Here is a 23,029-nt window from a genome sequence, read left to right on the forward strand (position 1 = left end):
AGTCGTGTCAACGAATTGCGGGCAGAAGCAGATCCACCGCGCGTTCGGCCCAGTCCGGGCTGATCTGCGAAGATTTCAAGTAGGTGGCGTGGAAGACGCCGATGATCAGGTCGACGAGCGTGTCCAGGTCGACGTCGTCCCGGATGTCACCGCGGTTCTTCGCCTGTTCGAGCATGTCGCGGATCATCTGGCGCCTGGGCCGCACCACACCCTCACGGAACAGCTCCAGGAGCTCGGGCCGGTGCTGTTCCTCGACCAGGACCGCTCCGGTCATCGCCATGCCCTTGTGGCCGGTCGCCGCCTCACGGAGATCCTCCAGGTGGAGGATGAGATCGGTGCGCAGATCCCCGCGTGTCTTCGGCGGTGTGGTGTCCGAGCGCAGCGACCTCAGCGCCTCTTTGACCAGCTCGTATTTGTTGTCGAAGCGGCGGTAGACCGTCGGCCGGGTAACCCGCGCCTCGTCGGCGATCTCCTCGATGGAGATCCGGTTGAACCCGCCGGCCGCGAAGAGCCGCCGTGCCGCGTCGAGGATCGCCCGGTCGATGCGCGGATCGCGCCTCCGTCCGCGATTGGGCGGGGTGGCGGAGGAGGTTATCTCGGACATCCCGGATCGCCTCCAACTCGTGTGCCGGGGATACGCCGCGTTCAGGGTAATGCCAGACGACCGAACCCGCACTCAACGCGGTCTTGCGGCGATCCGATTCACCCGCGTAACGTAAATGCCGCTTGTATCCAATCTTGGTTGCCGAGGAGACCCTGTGAACCGGGAACCGCGTGCGCTCGACGTAACCAACCTTGTCAAGAGCTATGAATCCGGTGGGCCACGCGTGGTGGAGGGGGTTGGTTTTCGTATCCCAGAAGGAAGCTTCTATGCGCTTCTGGGACCGTCCGGATGCGGGAAGACCACCACGCTGCGCTGTGTGGCCGGACTTGAACGACCCGACGGGGGTGTCATCAGGCTGGGAGACGAGATCGTCGCGGGACCGGGCGTCCACGTGCCCCCGGAGAAGCGGGACATAGGGATGGTCTTCCAGAACTACGCCATCTGGCCGCACATGACGGTCTTCGAGAACGTCGCGTTCCCGCTGCGGGTCGCCAAACGACACACCAAACGGGAGATCGCCGACCGGGTCGGGGAGATGCTGGCACTCGTCCGTCTCGAAGACTTCGCGGGGCGCCCCGCGACACTGCTCTCCGGCGGTCAGCAGCAGCGGCTCGCGCTGGCCAGAGCGCTCGCCCCCAGCCCCCGCCTGCTCCTGCTGGACGAACCTCTGTCCAACCTGGACGCGGGGCTCCGCGACCGGATGCGCGCCGAGATCAGAGAACTCCAGCAGAGCCTGCGGATCACCACGCTGTACGTGACCCACGACCAGGGGGAGGCCCTCAGCATGGCCGACCGGGTCGCGGTGATGCATCAGGGCGTGATCGTGCAGGAAGGCGTGCCCCGCGAGATCTACCACCGTCCGTCCTCGCATTTCGTGGCCGACTTCGTCGGCACCGCCAACCTGATCGCCGGAAGGGTCGTCGGCCGCGACGGCTCCGGCCATGCCGAGGTCGACGTGCTGGACGGCCGGCTCAGGCTCCGCTGCCACACCGGGGACGCCACCGGGGAGGCCGTCACGGTGTCGATCCGTCCGGAGGACATCAGGCTGCACGCCTCCGCGCCACCCGGTGTGCCGGGGGTGGTCAAGGGCAGTCTCCGCCGGGCGGAGTTCCTCGGCGATCACCTTGACTGCAGCGTCGACGTGGGGGGCGTCGTCCTGCGGGCCAGGCAGTCCTCACACGGTGTCCCGAGCGCCGGGCAGGACGTCTACCTGGAGATCCCCCCGTCGCTCTGCGGTGTCCTCACCGCCGTCTAGGTCCGCGCTTTTACGTGGGGAATATGTTTCTTTGGCTAGTTTGTGGGGGTAGGGGGAAACGGCACGCGGCCGGACCACACGCTCGGGGGGAGCCTGGTCCGGCCGCGTAAAGCCGCACCGGTGGCCGCAGGGCCGTACCGGATTCAGTCCGACAGCTCGGTGATCACCTCGGTGAGCTTGTCCACCGCCCAGGAGAGGTCCTCCTCGGAGACGACCAGCGGCGGCGCGAGCCGGATGGTCGAGCCGTGGGTGTCCTTGGCGAGGACCCCCTTGGCCATCAGCGCCTCGCAGACCTGGCGTCCGGTGGCGAGCGAGGGGGCGATGTCGATCCCCGCCCACAGGCCGCGGCGCCGTACCGCCACCACTCCGTGCCCGAGCAGCGGGGTCAGCCGGGTGCCGAGGAACTCGCCGAGCGCCCGGGCGCGCTCCTGGTACTCGCCGGTCGCCAGCATCCGGACGACCTGGAGGCCGACGGCGCAGGCCAGCGGGTTGCCGCCGAAGGTGGAACCGTGCTGGCCGGGCTTGAGCACCCCGAGGATCTCGGCGTCGGCCGCGACCGCGGAGACCGGGACGACGCCGCCGCCCAGCGCCTTCCCCATGAGGTACATGTCGGGAACGACGTTCTCGTGGTCGCAGGCGAAGGTCTCCCCGGTCCGCCCGAGGCCGGACTGGATCTCGTCGGCGATGAAGAGGATGTCGTGCTCCGTGCAGAGGGAGCGGATCTCGCTGAGGTAGCCGTCCGGGGGAAGGAGCACCCCGGCCTCACCCTGGATCGGCTCGACCAGCACCGCCACCGTGTTGTGGTCGACGGCGTCCCTGATCGCGTCCACCGAGCCGTACTTCACGATCCGGAAACCGGGCGTGTACGGGCCGTAGTCGGCTCGCGCGTCCGGGTCGGTGGAGAAGCTGACGATCGTGGTGGTCCGGCCGTGGAAGTTGTCCTCCATCACGATGATGTTGGCCTTGTCGGGCTCGACGCCCTTGACCTGGTAACCCCACTTCCGCGCCACCTTGATCGCGGTCTCCACCGCTTCGGCGCCGGTGTTCATCGGCAGGATCATGTCCTTGCCGGTGAGGTCCCCGAGTTCCGCACAGAACGCCGCGAACTGGTCGTGATAGAACGCCCGGCTGGTCAGGGTGAGGCGGTCCAGCTGGTCGCGGGCGGCCTTGAGGATCTCCGGGTTGCCGTGCCCGAAGTTGAGGGAGGAGTACCCGGCGAGGCAGTCCAGGTAGCGTTTGCCCTCCACGTCGACGACCCACGCGCCTTGGGCCTCGTGGATGACGACCGGGAGCGGATGGTAGTTGTGGGCGGTACGGCGGTCCGCGAGTTCGATGATCTGCTTGGTCGTGCTCATGGCCGGATCTCCAGAGTGCAGCACTTCGGCCCGCCGCCCGCCTTGCGGAGCTCGGAGAGGTCGACGGGGATGACCGAGAAGCCGCGGTCCCTGAGCTTGTTCGTCAGGTTGACGGCTTCCATGTTGATGATGATGTTGCGACCGTCGCTGACGGCGTTCAGACCCAGAACGGCGGCATCCTCCTCGTCTGCGGTGATCGCATCGGGAAAGAGTGTCTCCAAAACCCGCCTGCTCCCGTCGGAGAACGCGCCGGGGTAATAGGCGGCGTTGCGGCCGTCGAGCGGGAAGAGCGCGGTGTCCAGGTGGTAGTAGCGCGGGTCCGACAGCTTCAGGGTGATCACCGGCTTGCCGAGGAACTCCTGGGCCTCCTTGTGCGCGGTGATGTCGGTGCGGAATCCGGTGCCCGCGAGGATGAAGTCGTCCATCGCGAGGAAGTCGCCTTCACCCTCGTTGGTGAAGGTGGCCTCCATGGTCGGGAACCCGTGGTCCGCGAACCACTTGAGGTAGGCGGGGCCCTCGGCGGCGCGCTCGGGGTTGGCGAATCGGGCGCCGTAGACCAGGCCGTCGACGACCAGGGCTCCGTTGGCCGCGAAGACCATGTCCGGCATACCCTCGATCGGGTCGATCAGGCTGACCCGGTGCCCAAGGCGCTCGTAGGCCGCCCGCAACTCCTCCCACTGTCGCAGCGCCAAGGCCGGGTCGGTCGGCGCGCTGGGGTCCATCCACGGGTTGATCGCGTACGTCACCGTGAAGAAATCCGGCCGGCACATCAGGAAATGCCTGCTATGGGAGCGTTCACTGCCTGGTCCGCTCTCCTGGGCCGTGGCAGGCGAGCTTGCGAACGCGGGCAGGGTCGTAGACACCATTGAATGCTCCATAGCGAGAGAGAAGTCCCCCCGGAAATCCGGGCAGGCGGCTCATTCAGCCTAAAATCGCCCTTACGGTCGATCCAAGCGTGTCTATTGCGAATCCACGGCAATCTGTTGCGGAGTGATCGGCAGTTCCGGCGATTCATTGCGTAGGGGGTTCAGGAGGCGGGAGAGCACGATGGCGCTCTTGGTTCGGACCACGAACGGATGCGCGCTGATGCGCTCGATCACCTGCTCGACGTGGTGCATGTCCCGTGCCCGGATGTGGACCAGCGCGTCCGCCTCGCCGGTGATCGTGCAGGCGCCGACGATCTCCGGGAAGCGGGCGACCGCGGTGGCGATCTCCTTGGGCGAGGTCCGGCCCTGGCAGAACAGCTCGACGTACGCCTCGGTGGTCCAGCCCAGCGCCGCGGGCTCGACCCGCGCCGAGAAGCCGGTGATGATGCCGCTCGCGAGCAGCCGATCGACCCGACGCTTCACTGCCGGCGCGGACAACCCAACTTGTCCACCTATTTCGGCATATGTCGCGCGAGCGTCTTCGATCAAGGCGCTGATGATCGAACGGTCTAGTTGATCCATCTCCACGGACACCTGTATACCGTGGCGCGACCGCCCGGCCGTCCTCTCAGAGCAGGGTCAGCCACTTCTTGTACCCGGAGGCGAACGGCTCCGCCCCGTTGCTCACCGAGTCGAACAACCAGGCGCACGCCGTACGGGCGCCGCCGACGATCTCGGGCGGGTAGGAGTAGCGGACCCGGTGCTCGGCGAACTCGTCCTCGTCGTCGATGAAGACGGTGCCGTCGCGCCTGCGCAGCACGTCGAGATCCAGGTCGATCATGGTCACCTGGTCGTCGGTCCAGGTCGGAACGGTCGTGACGTCGCAGTAGATCTCGGTCTTGTGGGGGACGTCGTTGAACGAGGCCGTCCACCAGCCCTCCCGGGGGAAGAGCATCACATAAGGGAAGGTGTAGACGATCGGTGGCTCCGAGCCGCGCTGCCCGGTCGAGCCCGCCGGCGCCCCCAGCCATACCCCGTGCTCGTCTTCGCCGAGTTTCCTGAGGGTCATATGCCAGTGCAGGCTTCCGTCGTACTTGCGGTAGACGACGTTGATAGTCACGTTCACGTACCCTAACGGGGGTGAGTCTCTACCGTGATGAGGGTGTGGTCCTGCGGACCCAGAAACTTGGCGAAGCAGATCGAATCATCACAATTCTCACCCGGAGAACCGGGCGGGTCCGCGCCGTCGCCAAAGGCGTCCGCCGGACCAAATCCAAGTTCGGCGGCAGGCTGGAGCCGTTCAGCCATGTCGACGTGCAGTTCCACACCGGGCGGACCCTCGATGTGGTGACCCAGGTCGAGGTGCTGCACCCGTACGGCGCACGCCTGGCCCAGGACTACCCGCGGTACACCACCGGGATCGCGATGCTGGAGACGGCGGAGAAGCTGACCGTGGGGGAGAAGGAGCCGTCGCTCCGGCAGTTCCTGCTGCTCGTCGGGGGACTGCGGACCCTGGTGGAGAACACGCACGAGGCCCGGCTGATCCTCGACGCCTACTTCCTCCGCTCTTTGGCGGTCGCCGGATACGCTCCGTCGCTGGACAAATGCGCCCGATGCGGATCCGAGCACATCCGCGGGTTCGCGATCGTGGCCGGTGGGGCGGTCTGCGGAGCGTGCCGTCCGGCCGGCGCGGCCACACCCTCGGCGGAGTCGCTGGCGCTGATGCGGTCGTTGCTGCGGGGCGACTGGGCGGCCGCGGACGTCTCCCAGTCCCGGCATCGCGGCGAATGCAGCGGACTTGTCGCCGCTTATCTGCAATGGCACCTCGAACACGGAATACGCTCTCTCCGACACGTAGAAAGAGAGAGCGATGCCCCTTCCTCCGTCCCCGCATCCTTCGGGGGCAACCCCGCCACCCATCCCGCGTGACCTGATCCCGCGCCATGTCGCGATCGTCATGGACGGGAACGGCCGCTGGGCCAAGGAACGAGGCCTGCCCCGTACCGAGGGACACAAGATGGGGGAGGCCTCGCTTTTCGACGTCATCGAGGGTGCGATTGAGCTAGGCATTCCGTATTTGTCGGCGTATGCGTTCTCGACGGAGAACTGGAAGCGTTCCCCGGACGAGGTGCGCTTCCTCATGGGCTTCAACCGGGACGTGATCCGCCGCCGCCGGGACGAGCTCAACGCGCTCGGCGTCCGGATCCGCTGGGCGGGGCGGCCCGGCCGGCTGTGGAAGAGCGTCATCAAGGAGCTGCAGGACGCCGAGGTCATGACGGTCGGCAACAAGGTGATCACCCTGCAGTTCTGCGTGAACTACGGCGGCCGCGCGGAGATCGTCGACGCGGCGCTCCGGCTGGCCGACGACATCGCCCACGGCAAGGTGCGCCCCGGCCGGGTCGACGAGAAGGTCTTCGCCCGCTACCTGGACGAGCCGGGCATCCCCGATGTGGATCTCTTCCTCCGGTCCTCGGGCGAGCAGCGCACCTCCAACTTCCTCCTCTGGCAGTCCGCCTACGCCGAGATGGTGTTCCTGGACACGCTCTGGCCGGAGTTCGACCGCCGCCATCTGTGGAGGGCGTGCGAGCTGTACGCGAGCCGCGACCGCCGGTACGGCGGGGCGATCCCCAACGTGGTGACCGGCGTCTGAGTCAGGCGTTCTCCACCGCTTTGCTGCGCGCCCGGTAGGCGGCGACGTGCACCCGGTTGCCGCAGGAACTGTCGCAGTAGACGCGGGAGCGGTTCCGCGACTCGTCCACGTAGACGGCCGAGCAGTGCGGGGCGGTGCAGACCCGCAGCCGTCCCGCCTCTCCCATGACGACCACCTGGGCGAGCGCAATCCCGCAGTCCGCGGCGAGGTGCTCGGTGATCGAGGCGCCGGGGGCGAAGTAGTGGATGTGCGGGGCGTAGCCGTCGTGTTCGCTGATCCGCGGGGTGGTCCGCGCCCCCGAGAGGATCTCGTTGAGCCGTTCGATCGCCCGGCCGGGTTCGGTGAACACCTGGTGGAAGGCGTCCCTGAGGGCGCGAACCGAGGTCAGATCCCGCTCGGTCAGCTCTGTCACCCCGCTGATCCGGTGAGCCGCCACAAAATCGCCCAGGGCGTCGACGGATGGGAGCCCCTCCTCGTCGGCCGCCCGGGGGGATGTGTTGATCAACCCCACGACCACGGCGAGTGAGTCCGTCATGTCATGAGTGAAAACCACGTTGACTCCTGAATGGCTCACGGCCAAGCTTGTCTGGCAGCGTACCTTGGAAACACTCCTAAGCCGGTGGATCATGCCTGTATTCGCTGCGGTCCTGGGGGCACTCGTCATCGCCACCAGCGCCACCCTCGTCGCCCTCTCCGGTGCGGAACCCGCCACCGTGACCGTCTTCCGCTGCGCGTACGCCGTACCCCTCCTCGCCGCGCTGGGGTGGTGGGAACGGCGACGCCACGGCGCGCTTCCCCGGAAGACGACCCTGTACGCCTGGATCGCCGGGGCGTTCCTCGCCGGGGACCTCGTCCTGTGGCACCACTCCATCGGCTACGTCGGCGCCGGGCTCGCCACGGTCCTCGCCAACCTGCAGGTGATCTTCGTGGCCGTCGCGGCGTGGTGGCTGCTCGGCGAACGGCCGTCCAGGAACGTCGTGATCGCCATCCCGGTCGTGTTCAGCGGGGTCGTCCTGCTCTCCGGGCTCTTCGACACCGCCGCGTACGGGGAGAACCCCCTGCTCGGCGTCCTGTTCGGCATCGGCACCTCGATCTCGTACGCGGCGTTTCTCCTGGTCATCCGGCACGGCTCCACCGACCGGCGCCGCGTCGCCGGTCCCCTCGCCCACGCCTCCGCCGCGGCCGCGCTCACCGCCCTGGTGCTCGGGCCGGTCGACCTCGTCCCGGAATGGCCCGCGCACGGCTGGCTTCTCGTCCTCGCGATCGGGCCGCAGGCCGTCGGCTATCTGCTCATCACCTACTCGCTGCCCCGCCAGCCCGCGGCGTTCACCTCGTTGCTCCTGTTCGCCCAGCCGGTCGGGGCGATCGTCCTCTCCGCCGCGGTCCTGGACGAACGCCCCTCCCCGCTCCAGCTCGCCGGCTGCGTCGTGATCGCCGCCGGAGTCCTGTACGGCTCCCGCAGCCGCTCCGCCAAGTCCACCGAACCCGACCCGCCCGAGCCCGGCGACGAAAGCGCGGCCGGACCCGGCCCGGAGCCCGGTACGGCCGCAGGCCCGGCCGCCCGGTAGGTCCGCGGTGGCCACGTGATCGCTGTCGTCTACAAGGCGTCGCGGAGGGCGGCGATCGCAGCCGTCTCGGCTTGATGGATGTGCAGGATCCGGGTCCCGAGGTCGGTGAAGACGGCGTCGACGTCGTCGAGCGGAGGCTTGTGGTCGTACTCCCCGCGGAGCCGCCACAGCCGGGCCGCGGCCTCGGCGGCTTCGGCCTGCCCGGAGCCGCCGTCGGCGACGACGCTCGCCCGGACGGCCGAGGTGAGCTCGCGGAGTTCGGCGAACTCGGGTATGTCGGCGGGCAGGGCAGCCTCCGCGAGCGCCCGCCACTCCTCCGCGATCTCCCGGAACCGGGCGGCGATCCCGCCGAGCTCAGGCCGGTCCAGCAGGGTGGACGCCTCGTCGAGGAAGTCGGCGTAGAGGTCGCGGAGGTGGCCGCCGTCCATGCCCAACCCGGATACGCCCTCCCAGATCGACATCAGCGCCCCGGTGAGGCCGGTCCCGTCCGCGAAGACGTTCGCCCACGCCTTGGCCCCGCGCCGGTCGGTCATCATCCGCCCCCACTTGCGCCAGGCGGGCAGGGAGAAGGAGTCGGATGATCCGCTGAGGTGGTCGGCGCAGTCCCGCAGGCCGGCCTGGACCGCGTCGGCCAGCCTCTCCTCGGTGATCGAGGCAGGCTCGATCAGGTAGAGCACGTTCTTGTAGGAGGACACCCGGGCGCGCGCGGCGTCCAGGGCCTGACCGGGGATCCGCAGCGGGGCGAGGTTGCGGTCGTCGATCCACACCCCGGAGTCGTCGCGCCGGTAGGCGAGCACCGGGTGGCCGCCGTATCCGTCGAGGTGGGCGGGGAGGTGCCAGTAGCCGATGTGGTAGCGGTCGGGCCGGATGACGCAGGGCCGGCCCGCGTCGAGCTCGGCGCCGAGCCGGGCGGACGCGCCCTTGGCGCCCCCGGTGCGGTGGATCTCCACCGGGAGGCCCAGCCGGGCGCCGGTCTTCTCGAACCAGCGGTCGCCGTACTGCCATTGGTTGCAGAAGCCGAGGACGACGACCTTGGTGCCGTGCGCCTTGAACTCCCAGAGGATGTAGCCGGCGCCGATTCCGCCGCCGACGCCGAAGGCGAGGGGTTCGCTGAGGGACACGCCGTGGTGGGCGAGGAGGTTGACGATCACGGAGCTGTCCGGGTTCCGCCCGCCGCGCAGGGTGTATCCGTGGTCGGACACGGCGGAGGAGGGGCCGACGAGGTGGGCCCGGGCGGCGGTGTAGCTCTCGCCGGTCTTGGCCATCCGCGCGCGGATACGGGCCTTAAGCTGCTTCTTGCTGGTCATCGGGAGTCCTGTCCGGCCGCCGGTCGACGGCAACCCACGCTTGCGCGCCCCGGCGGTCCTCAGGATCATGAGACCGGCGTCGCGCTCCCGAGGCACACCTGGTCCCCTTTGCCTCCGCTGGGACGGGCCGCGTGGGGGCCCGCTCAAGGAGGTTGGGCGTGGGAGTTCGCCAGACCGAAGTTTACGGAAAGGATCCGGGCATGGACAACCGGCAATCCCCAGGCCTTCGGGCCCGGCTTGAGCACAAGAGCGCGCCGGCGCTGATGTTCTTCCACCGCACGCCGCGCTGGGTGACCCCGGTCGTGATGGTGGCCCTGCTCCTGGCGGGTTTCGTGTTCCGCGACTGGCGGGGTGCGCTCGCCCTTCTGCCGGTGCTGGGGTTCGTCGGCTGGCTCGCCTTTCTCTCCTGGCCTTCGCTCGGGGCCATGGGCAAGCTGCTGCGGGTCGCCCTGATGACCTTCCTCGCCCTCCTCCTCCTGAGTGATCTCGGTTTGATGTCCTGATCGACAATTCGGCGACTTTGACAATCGTTTTCATTCTTGTCCATACTTAGACCGTGAAATACGACTTCTCCGGTTTTCAGGTGCGTATCCCCGTCAAAGTCGCCGGCATCTTCGCCGGCCTGAGCCTGATGGCCGTCACCGCCTGCGGTGGCGCCGAGACAGGCACCCGGCAGGCCGGGGCCGAGAGCACCGACAAGACCGAGATCGTCGCCTCCGTCTATCCGCTCGCCTGGCTCGCCGAACGGGTCGGCGGGCCGGGCGCCGAGGTCACCACACTCACCAAGCCCGGGACCGAGCCGCACGACCTGGAACTCACCCCCCGGCAGGCCGTCGAGATGGGGAAGGCCGACCTCACCTTCTACATCCGCGGCATCCAACCCGCCGTCGACGAGGCCGTGACCGACCACGCCAAGGACGCCTCGTTCGACGCGCTCACCGCCGTCACCCCCCTCACCGTGGACGGGGTCGTCGACCCCCACCTCTGGCTCGACCCCAGCCGCCTGGCCACCGTCGCCACGCAGCTGGGTGAGCGGCTCGCCGCCCGCGACCCCGGGCACGCCGCCGGGTACCGGGAGCGCGCCACCGCGACCGCGGCCGCGCTGACGACCCTCGACGCCGAGTTCAAGCAGGGACTCGCCACCTGCTCCGGACGGACGTTGGTGACGAGTCACACCGCCTTCGCATACCTTACGGATCGGTACGGGCTTCGCCAGGTCGGTGTCAGCGGCGTGGACCCGGACAGTGAGCCCAATCCGGGCCGGATCGCCGAGGTGGCGGAAATCGTGAAGCGGGAGAAGGTGAGCACGATCTTCTTTGAGACGTTGGCGAGCCCCAAGGTCGCCGAGGTCGTGGCCGCGGAGACCGGGGCCAAGACGGCGGTCATCGACCCGCTGGAGGGTCCGCCCGCCCAGGGCGACTACCTCACCGCGATGCGGGCCAACCTCACCGCGATCAAGACCGGGCTCGGCTGCTCATGAGCGATCCCGTCTTCCGGCTGAGCGAGGGGAAGGTCACCCTGGGCGGGCGGCCCGTGCTCCGGGGCGTCGACCTCGTCGTCGGCCCCGGTGAGGTGGTGGCCGTCCTCGGGCCCAACGGCTCGGGCAAGTCGACCCTGGTCCGTACCCTCCTCGGACTCGTCCCCCTCGCCTCCGGAAGCGTGGAGATCTACGGGCGGACGCCGCAGCGATTCCGCGACTGGCGGCGCATCGGCTACGTGCCCCAGCGGCTCACCGCCGGAGGCGGGGTGCCCGCGACCGTCCGCGAGGTGGTCGCCTCCGGCCGTATCGCCCGCCAGCGGCGTTTCCTCCCCGCGTCCGCCGCGGACCGGGCCGCCGTGCGGGACGCGCTCGCCGAGGTCGAGCTGGCCGACCGGGCCGGCGACCCCGTCCAGCATCTCTCCGGCGGGCAGCAGCAGCGGGTGCTGATCGCGCGGGCGCTCGCCGGGCAGCCCGACACCTACGTCATGGACGAGCCGACCGCGGGTGTGGACGCGGCCAGCCAGCAGGCGCTCGCCGCGAGCATGAGGCGGGTCGCGGGCGAGGGCAAGACGGTCGTCCTCGTCGCGCACGAGCTCGGCCCGCTCGCGCCCGTGATCACGCGGGTGGTCGTCCTCACCGATGGGGAGATCGTCAAGGACGGGCCGCCCTCGATCGCGGACACCTCCCAGGAGCACTGCCATCCCCATGAGAGTGTGTGGCCGTGATCGAGCTCCTCCAGTACGACTTCATGCGGCGGGCCCTCATCGCCGCGCTTCTCGTCGGTCTTGTCGCCCCGACCGTCGGGACCTTCATCGTCCAGCGCAAGCTCGCCCTGCTCGGCGACGGCATCGGACACGTCGCCCTCACCGGGGTCGCACTGGGGTTCCTCACGGGCACGGCTCCCGTGCTCACCGCCGTCGTCGTCGCGATCCTCGGGGCCGTCGCCATCGAGATCGTCAGGTCGCGCGGCCGGACCAGCGGCGACGTCGCACTCGCCCTGCTGTTCTACGGCGGGATCGCCGGCGGCGTCCTGCTGATCGGGCTCGCCCCCGGGGGGAGCAACGCCACCCTCCTCGGATACCTGTTCGGCTCCGTCAGCAGCGTCTCCGTCCAGGACGTCGTCGTGGTGGCGGTGCTCACCGCGGTCGTGCTCGGGGTCGTCGCCGCGTTCGGCCGGGAGCTGTTCGTCCTGTGCCAGGACGAGGAGGTGGCCCGGACGTACGGGCTGCCCGTGCGCTTCCTCAGCCTGCTCATCGCGGTGACCGCGGCCGTCACCGTGGTGATCGCGATGCGGGTCGTCGGACTGCTGCTCGTCAGCGCCCTCATGGTGGTCCCCGTCGCGGCCGGGCAGCAGGTGGCCCGGAGTTTCCGCGGGACGATGCTGGTGGCGATGGGGGTCGGGGTCTTCGCCGCCGTCGGGGGACTGACGACGGCCTTCCAGGCCGATGTGGCGCCGGGCGCCGCGATCGTGCTGATAGCGCTGGGATTGTTCGCCATCGCGCTCGTCGCCGGTAGATTCTTGCGACGGAGGTCATTGTGAGCACGCGACGCGAAACCGTACGCCAGGCCCTCGCGACGAGCGAGGGTTTCAGAAGTGCGCAGGACATCTACGCCTCCCTGCGAGCGGAGGGCGCGAAAGTCGGTCTGACCACGGTCTACCGGCAGCTTCAGGCCCTCACTGAATCCGGCGAAGTGGACATGCTCCGTACCGACGACGGGGAGTCGGTGTACCGGGCGTGCGCCACCGATCAGCACCATCACCACCTCGTCTGCCGTAAATGCGGCAGGACCGTCGAGGTGGAGGGCCCGGCCGTCGAACGCTGGGCCGAGGCCGTCGGCCTCGAACACGGGTTCACCGACGTCACCCACACCGTCGAGATCTTCGGCACCTGCGGATCCTGCGGGCAGCCGTGATCGCCGTCACCCGGTTCACGGTCCCGGCCGAGGAGGCCGAGTCCTTCACCGGCCAGGCACGTTCGGTGCTGACCGCCCTGGAGACCATGCCCGGGCACGACGGCGGACGCCTCGCCCGGGCCATGGACGACCAGGACCTCTGGCTCATGATCACCGAGTGGGAGGGAGCCGGGTTCTACCGGCGCGCGCTCTCCAACTTCGAGGTGCGGATGGCGATACTTCCGCTCATGACCTACATGATCAACGAGCCCGGGGCCTACGAGCCGGTCTGAGCCGAGCCCGGTACGGGCTTCGCCGGGTCTGCTTGAGCCGCCTGAGGCCGTACCGTGCCCGGTCGATCGCCTGAGGGGCGGGGCGTGCGGGTAATGCGCGCTGGGGACGCTCGGCTTCCCCTAAGCTGGATACCCCGCGGTGCGTGTCGTGCCGCGGCAGGCCGTCGTTTCCGGACGGCCGAATCTTTTTGAATCCGCAACTCTTATTGAATCCGCAACGCCGACCGCCAGCCGGATGGAGCCTTCTCAATGGCACGTCGCACCGACGTCATGGACACCATCGTCAATCTCGCCAAGCGCAGGGGTCTCGTCTACCCCTCCAGCGAGATCTACGGAGGCCTCCGCGCCTCCTGGGACTACGGTCCGCTCGGCGTCGAGATCAAGAACAACGTCAAGCGCCAGTGGTGGAAGGCGATGGTCCAGGCGCGCGAAGACGTCGTCGGCATCGACTCCTGCGTCATCCTCGCCCGCGAGGTGTGGGAGGCCAGCGGCCACGTCAAGGAGTTCGTCGACCCGCTGACCGAATGCCAGTCCTGCCACAAGCGGTACCGCGCCGACCACCTTGAGGAAGCGTACGCCGAGAAGCACGGCAAATCCCCCGAGCACGGGCTGAAGGACCTGAGCTGCCCCAACTGCGGCACCAAGGGCGCGTTCACCGAGCCCCGGATGTTCAACGGCCTGCTCAAGACCTTCCTCGGCCCCGTCGAAGACGAATCCGGCCTCGCCTACCTGCGGCCCGAGACCGCGCAGGGCATCTTCATCAACTACCTCAACGTCCAGCAGTCCGCGCGGCGCAAGGTCCCGTTCGGCATCGGCCAGATCGGCAAGTCGTTCCGGAACGAGATCACCCCCGGCAACTTCATCTTCCGGACCCGCGAGTTCGAGCAGATGGAGATGGAGTTCTTCGTCAAGCCGGGCACCGACGAGGAATGGCACCAGTACTGGATCGACGAGCGGATGCGGTGGTACGTCGACCTCGGCATCACCCCCGAGAACCTGCGCTTCTACGAGCATCCGCAGGACAAGCTGTCGCACTACTCCAAGCGGACCGTCGACATCGAGTACCGGTTCAACTTCACCGGCTCCGAGTGGGGTGAGCTCGAAGGCGTCGCCAACCGGACCGACTTCGACCTCGCCACCCACGGCAAGGCCTCCGGCACCGACCTGTCGTTCTTCGAACAGGACAGCGGCGAGCGCTTCGTGCCGTACGTCATCGAGCCGGCGGCCGGTGTCGACCGGTGCGTCCTCACCTTCCTCATGGACGCGTACGCCGAAGACGAGGCGCCCAACGCCAAGGGCGTGCTGGAGAAGCGCACGGTCATGCGGCTCGACCACCGGCTCGCCCCCGTCAAGGCGGCCGTGCTCCCGCTCAGCCGCAACGCCGACCTCTCGCCCAAGGCGCGCGACCTCGCCGCCCGGCTGCGCCGCCGCTGGAACGTCGAGTTCGACGACGCCGGGGCGATCGGCCGCCGCTACCGCCGCCAGGACGAGATCGGCACCCCGTTCTGCATCACCGTCGACTTCGACACCCTCGAAGACCAGGCGGTCACCATCCGGGAACGCGACTCCATGAAGCAGGAGCGCGTCGCCCTCGACCAGGTCGACTCCTACCTCCGCCAGCACCTCAACGACTGATCTGGTCGGTCAAAGCCGGGGCGGGTGATTCACTCGCCCCGGCCCCGTTTGAGCGGTTGTTTGATCAAGGTCTGACCTGCGACGATGCACTACCGCCGGGTCGCTGCAAAAAAGCACCCCTCAACCGCTGGCAAACGCCAGTCTGACCTGCGACTTTACCCTCGGTCCCAGATCATCCCTGGAGGGATAGAAACCCGTTGCACCGCTCGTTCTTCTCGATGCCGCCGGGTCCCAGATCATCCCTGGAGGGATCGAAACTGCAGCAGGCTGAGGAATCTGGTCCGCGTGGCCCTGGTCCCAGACCATCCCTGGAGGGATAGCAACCTGGTGAGGATGCCGACAGACCATCCGTCCATGAGTTCACGATCATCCCTGGAGGGATAGCGACCCCAGGCTCTTACCGAGAATGGTGATGTCGATTCGGTTTCTGATCAATCCCTGGAGGGATTGCGACCACCGCGCCTCTATGCCATGGGGCGATTCGACGGGTTCCCGATCGCTTTTGGCGGGGTGGCGAGTTGTGCGTGTGGTGGGAGTGCGGTGACGGGTGAAATGGGGGTGCCCGCGACCTGAAGGTCGCGGGCACTTGGCGTTTGGGGTGGTCAGCCGCCGTATTTCTGGGTGAGCTTGACCTGGCCGGCGCTGACGATCAAGCAGGCGACGCTGCGGGTGGAGTTCCAGGTGTCCTCGGTCGGGGGGATGGGCATGGCCTGCAGCTCCTTGTTGTCGCGGAGCGCGGGGGTGAGCCGTTCCCGGCAGCCTGCCTGGCCGAGTTCTATCGCCTGGTCGATTCCGGGGTAGTCGCCGGGGGGCAGGTCGTACTCGGCGAAGACCTCGGCGTCATGGGGCTTGTCGCAGGGCACCTGGGCGAGCGGGGCTTGGCCGCCGTGGATGCCGTTGATGCACTGGCCGACCTGCGGGACGGTCACCACGTCCCGGGCGGCGGTGGGCCGGCCGTTGTCGGTTCCGGAGCCGAGAAGGTTGATCACCGCGAAGACCAGAAGGTAGACGAGCACCCAGAGCCCGGAGACCGCGAGCCCGGCGATGGCCACGCCTCGTCCACGGTCACCGAGCCGCCTGACCTGCCGGAGCGCCAGGACCCCGAGGATCAGAGCCACCGGGACGAGGCCGACGATGCCACTGGCAAGGGTGGCGACGGCGAGGGGGTTTGTCCGCTTGGGTGGGGCTTCGTGACGGTAGTTGATGAGTGGCTCAAAGCTCTCCTCGTACTCGCCTGATTGAGGAGGCGGGGTGACCGGGGGGTCGGTGAGGTCTGGGGCTTGGCTCATCGGAGAACGATCCCACGACCGCCGATGGCCGCAAAACCGAAAGACCCAGATCGGTTGGCTGATTTCCCGGGTCGTCCGCGCGGCTCGACGGTGTCGCCGCCGCGGTGGAGGGGGCGGCCGAGGCCGTACCGGACGGCTCTTCCGGGTCGCGGCGGGATCGGGAAATGACAGTGGATTGTTGCGGGGCTTGACGTAAACGGGGGGCGGAATTGGTCTGGACCAATTCCATGAAGGTTAAGTGAAGGCTCAGTTGGGGCATGCGTTGAGTGAGGGAATTGGGTTGACGCCGGGTACGTAAAATCCAGGTAAACATATTGGATTAGACCGCTGCATGGGCATCTACCTGCGATAACGCCATTTTTCAACTACGGTGAAGTTTCCCCCGGTTTGTTGTCGGTAGAGTCGCGGCACGAGCGGGAAGGCGCGTGTTGTCGCAGTACTCGAAGGAGCGTGGCGTGCCCAAGTATGTATACGACTTCACCGAGGGCAACAAGGATCTAAAAGATCTGCTTGGCGGTAAGGGAGCCAATCTCGCGGAGATGACCAATCTCGGGCTGCCCGTTCCGCCCGGCTTCACGATCACGACTGAGGCGTGCCGTCACTACCTGGAGCACGGCGGTGTTCCGGACGGACTCGACACCGAGATCGCCGATCAGCTCGCCCGGCTGGAGGAGCGGATGGGCAAGCGGCTCGGCCAGGCCGACGACCCGCTGCTGGTGAGTGTGCGTTCCGGGGCGAAGTTCTCCATGCCCGGCATGATGGAGACCGTCCTGAACATCGGGCTCAACGACGAGTCCGTCCAGGGCCTGGCCCGCCAGTCCGGGAACGAGCGGTTCGCCTGGGACTCCTACCGGCGGCTCATCCAGATGTTCGGCAAGACCGTGCTCGGCATCGAGGGCGACCTGTTCGAGGACGCGCTCGAGGCCGTGAAGGCGGCCAAGGGCACCGAGGACGACCTGGATCTGGACGCCGGGGACCTGCAGAAGCTGGTCGGGACCTACAAGGAGATCGTCCGGGCGCACGCGGGGCGGGAGTTCCCCGGCGACCCCCGGGAGCAGATGGACCTCGCGGTCAAGGCCGTCTTCGACTCCTGGAACGCGCCGCGCGCCGTACTGTACCGGCGTCAGGAGCGGATCCCCGTCGACCTCGGCACCGCCGTGAACGTCTGCGCCATGGTCTTCGGCAACCTCGGCATGGATTCGGGGACCGGTGTCGCCTTCACCCGGGACCCGGGCTCCGGCCAGCAGGGCGTCTACGGCGACTACCTCTCCAACGCCCAGGGCGAGGACGTGGTCGCGGGCATCCGGAACACGATGCCGCTGCAGGAGCTGGAGAGCATCGACGCCCCGTCCTACGCCAGGCTCATGGAGATCATGGAGATCCTGGAGAACCACTACCGGGATCTGTGCGACATCGAGTTCACCATCGAGCGCGGCAAGCTGTGGATGCTGCAGACCCGGGTGGGCAAGCGGACGGCCGGCGCGGCGTTCCGCATCGCCATGCAGCTCGCCGACCAGGGGCTGATCGACCTCGACGAGGCGGTCATGCGGGTCACCGGCGGCCAGCTCGCCCAGCTCATGTTCCCCCGGTTCGACGACTCGGCCGCCACCCGGCAGATCGCCAAGGGGATGAACGCCTCTCCGGGCGCCGCCGTCGGCAAGGTCGTCTTCTCCTCCGCGCGGGCCAAGGAGCTGGCCGACCGCGGGGAGGACGTCATCCTGGTCCGCCGGGAGACCAACCCCGACGATCTCGTCGGCATGATCGCGGCGCAGGGGATCCTCACCTCCCGGGGCGGTAAGACCAGCCACGCCGCGGTCGTCGCCCGGGGGATGGGCAAGACCTGTGTCTGCGGCGCCGAGGACCTCGACGTGGACGTGGAGGCCGGGCGGTTCACCACCCATGAGGGGCTTGTGGTCGCCGAGGGCGAGGTCGTCTCGATCGACGGCTCCACCGGTGCCGTCTACCTCGGCGAGGTCCCGGTCGTCCCGTCCGCGGTGGTGGAGTACTTCGAGGGTTCGGGCGACCTCTCCGACGATCTCGTCCAGGCGGTGCACCGGATCATGGAGCGGGCGGACTCGGTCCGCCGGCTCGGGGTGCGCGCCAACGCCGACAACGCCGAGGACGCGGCGCGGGCCCGCAGGTTCGGCGGGCAGGGCATCGGCCTGTGCCGTACCGAGCACATGTTCCTGGGGGACCGGCGGCAGCTGGTCGAGGATCTGATCCTGGCGGAGTCGGCCGGGGAGCGGCAGGCGGCGCTGGACGCGCTGGAGCCGCTGCAGCGATCCGACTTCATCGAGATCTTCACGGCGATGGACGGGTTGCCGGTCACGATCCGGCTGATCGACCCGCCGCTGCACGAGTTCCTCCCGAACCTCACCGAGCTCTCGGTCAAGGTCGCCCTCGCCGGGGACGACGCCGACCCCAAGGACCTGCGGCTTCTGGCGGCCGTGAAGCGCCTGCACGAGCAGAACCCGATGCTGGGTCTGCGCGGGGTACGGCTCGGCCTGGTCATCCCCGGACTCTTCGCGATGCAGGTACGGGCCATCGCCGAGGCCGTGGTGGCGCGCCGCGCGGCCGGCGGCGACCCCCGGGCGGAGATCATGATCCCGCTCGTCGGGGCGGTCCAGGAGCTGGAGGCCGTACGGGACGAGGCCGTGGCGATCCTGCGCGCCAACGGGATCGGCCCCGACGGTGAGTCGCCCGTCCTGATCGGCACGATGATCGAGGTTCCCCGTGCGGCGCTGACCGCCGGGCAGATCGCCGAGGCGGCGGAGTTCTTCTCCTTCGGCACCAACGACCTGACCCAGATGACCTGGGGGTTCTCCAGGGACGACGTGGAGGCCTCGTTCTTCAGCCGCTACCTGGAACTGGGCGTCTTCGGGGTCTCCCCGTTCGAGAGCCTGGACCGGGACGGCGTCGGCCGGCTCGTGCGCATCGCGGCGGAGGAGGGCCGGAAGACCCGCCCCGACCTCAAGCTCGGGATCTGCGGTGAGCACGGGGGCGACCCCGACTCGGTGCACTTCTGCCACGAAACCGGGCTCGACTACGTCTCCTGTTCCCCGTTCCGTATCCCCGTCGCCCGGCTCGAAGCCGGTCGGGCGGCCCTGACCTGCGGCGATTCCGACACCCGCTGATGATCGTCCCCGCGTGGCGTGATCGGCCACGTCACGCGGGGATCACCACCGGCGGCTGAGGCCGCGGCTTCGCCCCGTACGCCGGATTCCGTCGGCACCCGTTCGCAGCCTTCGTCGGAAGGCCCCGACCGGCCGTCGGCCGTTCCGGATGCCGGATGTGAGCGGACCGTAAGCCGGGACGTCTTGTGTGATCTTGCCGGTGTTGGTTCAGTGAGGGATCATTGCCGATACCGAGCCGAGGAAGAGACATGCGTCGTCCTGGCCCGCTCTACACGCTTATCTTCGGCCTGCTGGCGACCATGGTCATCGCCATGTTCGGCCGGACCGGGGTGACGGCGCAGGCGTCCGCCCCGGCTGCCGTCGGCACCCCCCGGGTCACCCCGTCGGCCGCTCCGACGCCCACGGCCTCGCCGTCGGCGAAACCCGCGGCGAAACCGTCGGCGAAACCGGCTTCGACGACGAGGAAGGTGTACGCGGCCCGGATCCCCGCACTCCGCGCGGTGATCGGCGTCGTGGTGACGGGCGGGTCGGCCATCGCCTACGTGTGCGACGGGCGCCGGCTCGAGGCCTGGCTGCGCGGCAAGGTCAACGCCGACGGGTCCGTCGTCCTGACCGGCCCCGGCGGGCAGGTGGTGGCGGCGGTCGGCGACCGTTTCCTCGGCGGCGCGGTGCAACTCAAGGGCGGTGACCCGGTGGGCTTCTCGGCCCCGCCGGTCAGGCCCCCGTCGGGGCTCTACCGCCTGACGGCGACGCTGCGCGGCGCCAAGGTCGTGGGCGGTTGGATCGTCACCCCGGACGGACGCCAGGTGGGCGTGGTGAAGGTCGGGACGAGCGTGCGGAGCGCGCCCGCCTACGATCCGGGCACCGACGCCGTCGAGGTGGACGGAGAACGTCTCCCCGTGGCCCCCGCCGACCCGGCCGCCCCGTGATCGCCCGGTACGCGCCGGCCGAGACGGATCGGCCTCGGGGGAACCGGGCCGCGCAGGGGCCGTCTCGCAGGGCGGGTTCGGGCGTCGGGCAGCCTGCGGTCGTACGGGATCGGTCTGCTCCCGAGGTAGGAGGAATGGGATGAACCGTTCGATCGGTCTGTGGCTGGCGCCGCTGTTCGCGGGGGGAGCGGTCGCCCTGGTCCTCGGCGTCTACGGGCGGGTCCATCCGCCGGCCCGCGAGCTGATCGTGTCGTTCGGGTTCTCCACCGTGCTGACGATGAAGGTGTGGTTCGGCACCTTCGCCGTCCTGCTCGCGGGGGTCCAGGTGGTGACCGCGCTCGCCATGGGCGGGGTGCTTCGGCTGCCGGGGGGACGGCGGCCGTGGGCCGCGGGCGCGCATCGCTGGTCGGGACGGCTGGCGTTCCTGTTCACCCTGCCGGTCGCCTTCCACTGCCTGTACTCGCTCGGCCTGCAGTACTCCAGCCCGAGGGTGCTCGTGCACAGCGTGGTCGGGTGCCTGCTCTACGGCGCCTTCACCACCAAGATGCTGATGCTCAGCCGGGAGAACGCCAGGTTCGGCGCGGTCGCCGTCGTCGGCGGGGTGGTTTTCGCGGGATTCGTCGGGGTCTGGCTGACCTCGTCACTGTGGTTCTTCGCCACGGTCGGCATCCGGGTCTGACCACCCCGGACACCGGAAAATCCGGCTCCCCCCGGAGCCGGGTTCTCATAGGCGTCAAACCGGCCGTTCGCAAGCCGCGGGCTCCGGCACTCCGCGGGTCTACAGGTGCGGGGAGACCGCGGGGAGGAGGTCCTTGAAGGTGCGGCCGGCGCATTCGGCGCCGATGGCGGTCATGGTCCAGCCCTCCTCGCCCCGGGAGACCTTCGCCATGATCTGGGCGGCCTGCTCGGTGGAGATGCTGAGGTCGTAGCGGGCGAGTTCGTCGCCGCTGTCCGCGTCCACGAGGCGGCAGAACGCGTTGTCGACCTTGGAGAGGCGGTGTCCGCTGAAGGAGTTGACGGTGAACACGAGGTGGCTGACGCCGTCGGGGACCTTGGCCAGGTCGACCGTGATGCTCTCGTCGTCGCCTTCGCCGGAACCGCTGACGTTGTCCCCGCTGTGGACGACGGCGCCGGCTTCACTGGTCAGGTTGCGGAACCAGATGGAGTCCACGAGTTCGCCGGCCGCGTTGAACAGCATGCACGACGCGTCGAGGTCCACCGCGTGCGTGCGCACCCCCTCGGGGCGTCCCTTCCGGCCGTCCGCGTCCCAGCCCAGGCCCATCCGGACCACGCCGGGGGTGCCACCGCCGGGCTTGACGAGTGCCACCTGCTGGCCCTTGGACAATGAGATTGACACGCGGATCTCCTTCTCTCGTTGCGTACCGGGTCACGGTAGGAACCGCCGGTTGCGGACCACTTGATCGGTACTTGATCCTTAAGCGGGCTCGATCGCCGGTACTTTGGCACCGCCTGTGACGCAGGTCAAGCAGATCGTGGCGTCGCCGACCCCGGAGGGGTCTAGGCTCTCTAGACCTATGAGCCACTACAGCGTCGACGACCAGGCGAGATGGATCGACGAACCTCCGGGAAACCTGGAGCGCGGCCCGTTCGAACGGGACCGGGCCAGGGTGCTGCACAGCGCGGCGCTGCGGCGGCTGGCGGCCAAGACCCAGGTGGTGACCCCGGGGGAGAACGTCGGCTTCGGCCAGCACAGCCCCCGCACCAGGCTGACCCACTCCCTTGAATGCGCACAGATCGGGCGCGAGATGGGGCAGGCCCTCGGGTGCGACCCGGACCTGGTGGACACGGCGTGCCTCGCCCACGATCTCGGCCATCCGCCGTTCGGCCACAACGGCGAGGCGGCGCTGGACGCCCTCGCCGGGCCGTGCGGGGGGTTCGAGGGGAACGCGCAGAGCCTGCGCCTGCTCACCCGGCTGGAGGCCAAACGGGTGACCCCGTCCGGCGAGAGCGTGGGGCTCAACCTGACCCGCGCGGCGCTCGACGCCTCCTGCAAGTACCCCTGGCCGCGGGTGGAGGGGCGCAAGTCCTTCGGCGTCTACCCGGACGACCTGCCGGTGTTCACCTGGATCCGGCAGGGGGTGCCGGACGGACGGGTCTGCTTCGAGGCCCAGGTGATGGACTGGGCGGACGACGTCGCCTACTCGGTGCACGATCTTGAGGACGCGCTCCACTCCGGCCACGTCCACCTCGGCGCGCTGCTGGATCCGGGGGAGCGGCGGGACGTCTGCGCGCTGACCGCCAAGGAGTACGCCGCGGACGCGGGCACGGCCGAGCTGGAGGAGGTCTTCGCCCACCTGGTGAGCAGGTCGTTCTGGCCGGTCCGCTACGACGGGACGATGTCCTCCCTGGCCGGGCTGAAGAACCTCACCAGCGAGCTGATCGGCCGGTTCTGCGGCGCGGCGGAGGAGGCCACCCGGGCCGCGTACGGCTCGCCGCGGATCCGGTACGGCGCCACGCTGGTCGTGCCCAGGACCCAGCGGCTGGAGTGCGCCCTGCTCAAGGGGGTCACCGCCCACTACGTCATGTCCCGGGACGACCACCATGCGGCCCAGGCGGCCCAGCGGGACCTCATCGGTGAGCTCGCGGCGAAGATGACGCCGGGCGCCCCGGACACGCTGGAGCCCGCGCTGCGCCCGGCCTTCGAGGCGGCGACGGGCGACGCCGCGCGGCTGCGGGTGGTCGTGGACCAGATCGCGGCGCTGACCGACGCGTCGGCGATCGCCTGGCATCGCCGTCTGGTCCGTTGAATA

24 protein-coding genes are annotated in these 23,029 nt (G+C 69.0%); 15 read left to right on the plus strand and 9 right to left on the minus strand.

The annotated features are described in order from the left end of the window. Positions 1-7 precede the first annotated feature (7 nt). Positions 8-604, minus strand: a complete 597-nt coding sequence (locus RUR_RS10875; RefSeq protein WP_283134847.1) for a TetR/AcrR family transcriptional regulator — start codon at positions 602-604, stop codon at positions 8-10. 115 nt (positions 605-719) lie between these two features. Here RUR_RS10875 and RUR_RS10880 point away from each other — a divergent pair, with 115 nt between their 5' ends. Beyond that, the gene (locus RUR_RS10880; RefSeq protein ID WP_283134848.1) at positions 720-1,859 is read left to right on the plus strand and encodes an ABC transporter ATP-binding protein; all 1,140 of its coding nucleotides are present in this window, start codon (positions 720-722) and stop codon (positions 1,857-1,859) included. 143 nt (positions 1,860-2,002) lie between these two features. On the opposite strand, the gene rocD is transcribed toward RUR_RS10880, so the two are convergent. From rocD to RUR_RS10900, 4 genes are all read right to left on the minus strand, one after another. Then, complete coding sequence (gene rocD / locus RUR_RS10885; RefSeq protein ID WP_283134849.1) at positions 2,003-3,214, minus strand: ornithine--oxo-acid transaminase; 1,212 nt, start codon at positions 3,212-3,214, stop codon at positions 2,003-2,005. Then, on the minus strand, positions 3,211-3,984 hold the full coding sequence (ddaH, locus tag RUR_RS10890; protein WP_283134967.1) for a dimethylargininase: 774 nt from the start codon (positions 3,982-3,984) through the stop codon (positions 3,211-3,213). The genes rocD and ddaH overlap by 4 nt, the downstream gene beginning before the upstream one ends. Positions 3,985-4,173: 189 nt before the next feature. After that, complete coding sequence (locus tag RUR_RS10895) at positions 4,174-4,668, minus strand: Lrp/AsnC family transcriptional regulator (RefSeq protein WP_283134968.1); 495 nt, start codon at positions 4,666-4,668, stop codon at positions 4,174-4,176. A gap of 40 nt (positions 4,669-4,708) precedes the next feature. Then, a complete protein-coding gene (locus RUR_RS10900) occupies positions 4,709-5,200 on the minus strand; it encodes a DUF402 domain-containing protein (RefSeq protein ID WP_283134850.1) in 492 nt (163 codons plus the stop codon). A 20-nt stretch (positions 5,201-5,220) separates the two neighbouring features. Between RUR_RS10900 and recO the strand changes: the two genes are divergently transcribed. After that, positions 5,221-6,009: a DNA repair protein RecO gene (recO, locus tag RUR_RS10905; protein ID WP_283134851.1), complete on the plus strand. Its 789-nt coding sequence runs from the start codon at positions 5,221-5,223 to the stop codon at positions 6,007-6,009. Then, positions 5,951-6,730: an isoprenyl transferase gene (locus RUR_RS10910; RefSeq protein ID WP_283134852.1), complete on the plus strand. Its 780-nt coding sequence runs from the start codon at positions 5,951-5,953 to the stop codon at positions 6,728-6,730. The genes recO and RUR_RS10910 overlap by 59 nt, the downstream gene beginning before the upstream one ends. A gap of 1 nt (position 6,731) precedes the next feature. Here the strand turns inward: RUR_RS10910 and RUR_RS10915 are convergent, their stop codons facing one another. Then, positions 6,732-7,265 (minus strand): CGNR zinc finger domain-containing protein, encoded by a 534-nt coding sequence (locus RUR_RS10915; RefSeq protein WP_283134853.1) that lies wholly within the window; start codon positions 7,263-7,265, stop codon positions 6,732-6,734. 91 nt (positions 7,266-7,356) lie between these two features. Here RUR_RS10915 and RUR_RS10920 point away from each other — a divergent pair, with 91 nt between their 5' ends. Beyond that, positions 7,357-8,298: a DMT family transporter gene (locus tag RUR_RS10920; RefSeq protein WP_283134854.1), complete on the plus strand. Its 942-nt coding sequence runs from the start codon at positions 7,357-7,359 to the stop codon at positions 8,296-8,298. A 29-nt stretch (positions 8,299-8,327) separates the two neighbouring features. On the opposite strand, the gene RUR_RS10925 is transcribed toward RUR_RS10920, so the two are convergent. Further along, positions 8,328-9,605 carry a BtrH N-terminal domain-containing protein gene (locus RUR_RS10925; RefSeq protein ID WP_283134855.1) on the minus strand — a complete coding sequence of 426 codons (1,278 nt, stop codon included), beginning with the start codon at positions 9,603-9,605 and terminating at the stop codon, positions 8,328-8,330. Positions 9,606-9,805: 200 nt separating this feature from the next. On the opposite strand from RUR_RS10925, the gene RUR_RS10930 reads away from it, so the two are divergent. The 7 genes from RUR_RS10930 (at position 9,806) to RUR_RS10960 (ending at position 14,906) form a co-directional block, all read left to right on the plus strand. After that, the gene (locus RUR_RS10930; RefSeq protein WP_283134856.1) at positions 9,806-10,108 is read left to right on the plus strand and encodes a DUF6703 family protein; all 303 of its coding nucleotides are present in this window, start codon (positions 9,806-9,808) and stop codon (positions 10,106-10,108) included. Between the two features lie 53 nt (positions 10,109-10,161). Continuing rightward, a complete protein-coding gene (locus RUR_RS10935; protein WP_283134857.1) occupies positions 10,162-11,085 on the plus strand; it encodes a metal ABC transporter substrate-binding protein in 924 nt (307 codons plus the stop codon). Beyond that, positions 11,082-11,810: a metal ABC transporter ATP-binding protein gene (locus tag RUR_RS10940; RefSeq protein ID WP_283134858.1), complete on the plus strand. Its 729-nt coding sequence runs from the start codon at positions 11,082-11,084 to the stop codon at positions 11,808-11,810. The genes RUR_RS10935 and RUR_RS10940 overlap by 4 nt, the downstream gene beginning before the upstream one ends. Next, positions 11,807-12,625, plus strand: a complete 819-nt coding sequence (locus tag RUR_RS10945) for a metal ABC transporter permease (protein WP_283134859.1) — start codon at positions 11,807-11,809, stop codon at positions 12,623-12,625. Before RUR_RS10940 ends, RUR_RS10945 begins: the two co-directional genes overlap by 4 nt. Continuing rightward, positions 12,622-12,999, plus strand: a complete 378-nt coding sequence (locus RUR_RS10950) for a Fur family transcriptional regulator (protein ID WP_283134860.1) — start codon at positions 12,622-12,624, stop codon at positions 12,997-12,999. Before RUR_RS10945 ends, RUR_RS10950 begins: the two co-directional genes overlap by 4 nt. After that, a complete protein-coding gene (locus tag RUR_RS10955) occupies positions 12,996-13,271 on the plus strand; it encodes an antibiotic biosynthesis monooxygenase family protein (protein WP_283134861.1) in 276 nt (91 codons plus the stop codon). Before RUR_RS10950 ends, RUR_RS10955 begins: the two co-directional genes overlap by 4 nt. A 249-nt stretch (positions 13,272-13,520) precedes the next feature. Continuing rightward, complete coding sequence (locus tag RUR_RS10960) at positions 13,521-14,906, plus strand: glycine--tRNA ligase (protein ID WP_283134862.1); 1,386 nt, start codon at positions 13,521-13,523, stop codon at positions 14,904-14,906. A gap of 602 nt (positions 14,907-15,508) precedes the next feature. Here the strand turns inward: RUR_RS10960 and RUR_RS10965 are convergent. Next, a complete protein-coding gene (locus RUR_RS10965) occupies positions 15,509-16,195 on the minus strand; it encodes a DUF4190 domain-containing protein (protein WP_283134863.1) in 687 nt (228 codons plus the stop codon). Between the two features lie 455 nt (positions 16,196-16,650). On the opposite strand from RUR_RS10965, the gene ppdK reads away from it, so the two are divergent. From ppdK to RUR_RS10980, 3 genes are all read left to right on the plus strand, one after another. Then, positions 16,651-19,329: a pyruvate, phosphate dikinase gene (ppdK, locus tag RUR_RS10970; protein ID WP_283134864.1), complete on the plus strand. Its 2,679-nt coding sequence runs from the start codon at positions 16,651-16,653 to the stop codon at positions 19,327-19,329. Between the two features lie 248 nt (positions 19,330-19,577). Continuing rightward, a complete protein-coding gene (locus RUR_RS10975) occupies positions 19,578-20,258 on the plus strand; it encodes a hypothetical protein (protein WP_283134865.1) in 681 nt (226 codons plus the stop codon). 139 nt (positions 20,259-20,397) lie between these two features. Further along, entirely contained in the window at positions 20,398-20,937 is a 540-nt protein-coding gene (locus RUR_RS10980) for a DUF6529 family protein (protein WP_283134866.1), read from the plus strand. 99 nt (positions 20,938-21,036) lie between these two features. Here the strand turns inward: RUR_RS10980 and RUR_RS10985 are convergent, their stop codons facing one another. Then, positions 21,037-21,615 carry a TerD family protein gene (locus RUR_RS10985; RefSeq protein ID WP_283134867.1) on the minus strand — a complete coding sequence of 193 codons (579 nt, stop codon included), beginning with the start codon at positions 21,613-21,615 and terminating at the stop codon, positions 21,037-21,039. Positions 21,616-21,793: 178 nt separating this feature from the next. On the opposite strand from RUR_RS10985, the gene RUR_RS10990 reads away from it, so the two are divergent. After that, complete coding sequence (locus RUR_RS10990) at positions 21,794-23,026, plus strand: deoxyguanosinetriphosphate triphosphohydrolase (RefSeq protein WP_283134868.1); 1,233 nt, start codon at positions 21,794-21,796, stop codon at positions 23,024-23,026. Positions 23,027-23,029 lie beyond the last annotated feature (3 nt).

Source organism: Rhizohabitans arisaemae, from assembly GCF_025996515.1.
In the GTDB taxonomy this organism is placed as follows: Bacteria; Actinomycetota; Actinomycetes; order Streptosporangiales; family Streptosporangiaceae; genus Rhizohabitans; species Rhizohabitans arisaemae.

Bases quoted from the DNA above. Each gene is read 5' to 3' on its own strand.
- RUR_RS10875 (WP_283134847.1), bottom strand. From the start codon at position 604: ATGTCCGAGATAACCTCCTCCGCCACCCCGCCCAATCGCGGACGGAGG.
- RUR_RS10880 (WP_283134848.1), top strand. From the start codon at position 720: ATGCCGCTTGTATCCAATCTTGGTTGCCGAGGAGACCCTGTGAACCGG.
- rocD (WP_283134849.1), bottom strand. From the start codon at position 3,214: ATGAGCACGACCAAGCAGATCATCGAACTCGCGGACCGCCGTACCGCC.
- ddaH (WP_283134967.1), bottom strand. From the start codon at position 3,984: ATGTGCCGGCCGGATTTCTTCACGGTGACGTACGCGATCAACCCGTGG.
- RUR_RS10910 (WP_283134852.1), top strand. From the start codon at position 5,951: ATGCCCCTTCCTCCGTCCCCGCATCCTTCGGGGGCAACCCCGCCACCC.
- RUR_RS10915 (WP_283134853.1), bottom strand. From the start codon at position 7,265: ATGACGGACTCACTCGCCGTGGTCGTGGGGTTGATCAACACATCCCCC.
- RUR_RS10920 (WP_283134854.1), top strand. From the start codon at position 7,357: ATGCCTGTATTCGCTGCGGTCCTGGGGGCACTCGTCATCGCCACCAGC.
- RUR_RS10925 (WP_283134855.1), bottom strand. From the start codon at position 9,605: ATGACCAGCAAGAAGCAGCTTAAGGCCCGTATCCGCGCGCGGATGGCC.
- RUR_RS10930 (WP_283134856.1), top strand. From the start codon at position 9,806: ATGGACAACCGGCAATCCCCAGGCCTTCGGGCCCGGCTTGAGCACAAG.
- RUR_RS10940 (WP_283134858.1), top strand. From the start codon at position 11,082: ATGAGCGATCCCGTCTTCCGGCTGAGCGAGGGGAAGGTCACCCTGGGC.
- RUR_RS10960 (WP_283134862.1), top strand. From the start codon at position 13,521: ATGGCACGTCGCACCGACGTCATGGACACCATCGTCAATCTCGCCAAG.
- RUR_RS10965 (WP_283134863.1), bottom strand. From the start codon at position 16,195: ATGAGCCAAGCCCCAGACCTCACCGACCCCCCGGTCACCCCGCCTCCT.
- RUR_RS10975 (WP_283134865.1), top strand. From the start codon at position 19,578: ATGCGTCGTCCTGGCCCGCTCTACACGCTTATCTTCGGCCTGCTGGCG.
- RUR_RS10980 (WP_283134866.1), top strand. From the start codon at position 20,398: ATGAACCGTTCGATCGGTCTGTGGCTGGCGCCGCTGTTCGCGGGGGGA.
- RUR_RS10990 (WP_283134868.1), top strand. From the start codon at position 21,794: ATGAGCCACTACAGCGTCGACGACCAGGCGAGATGGATCGACGAACCT.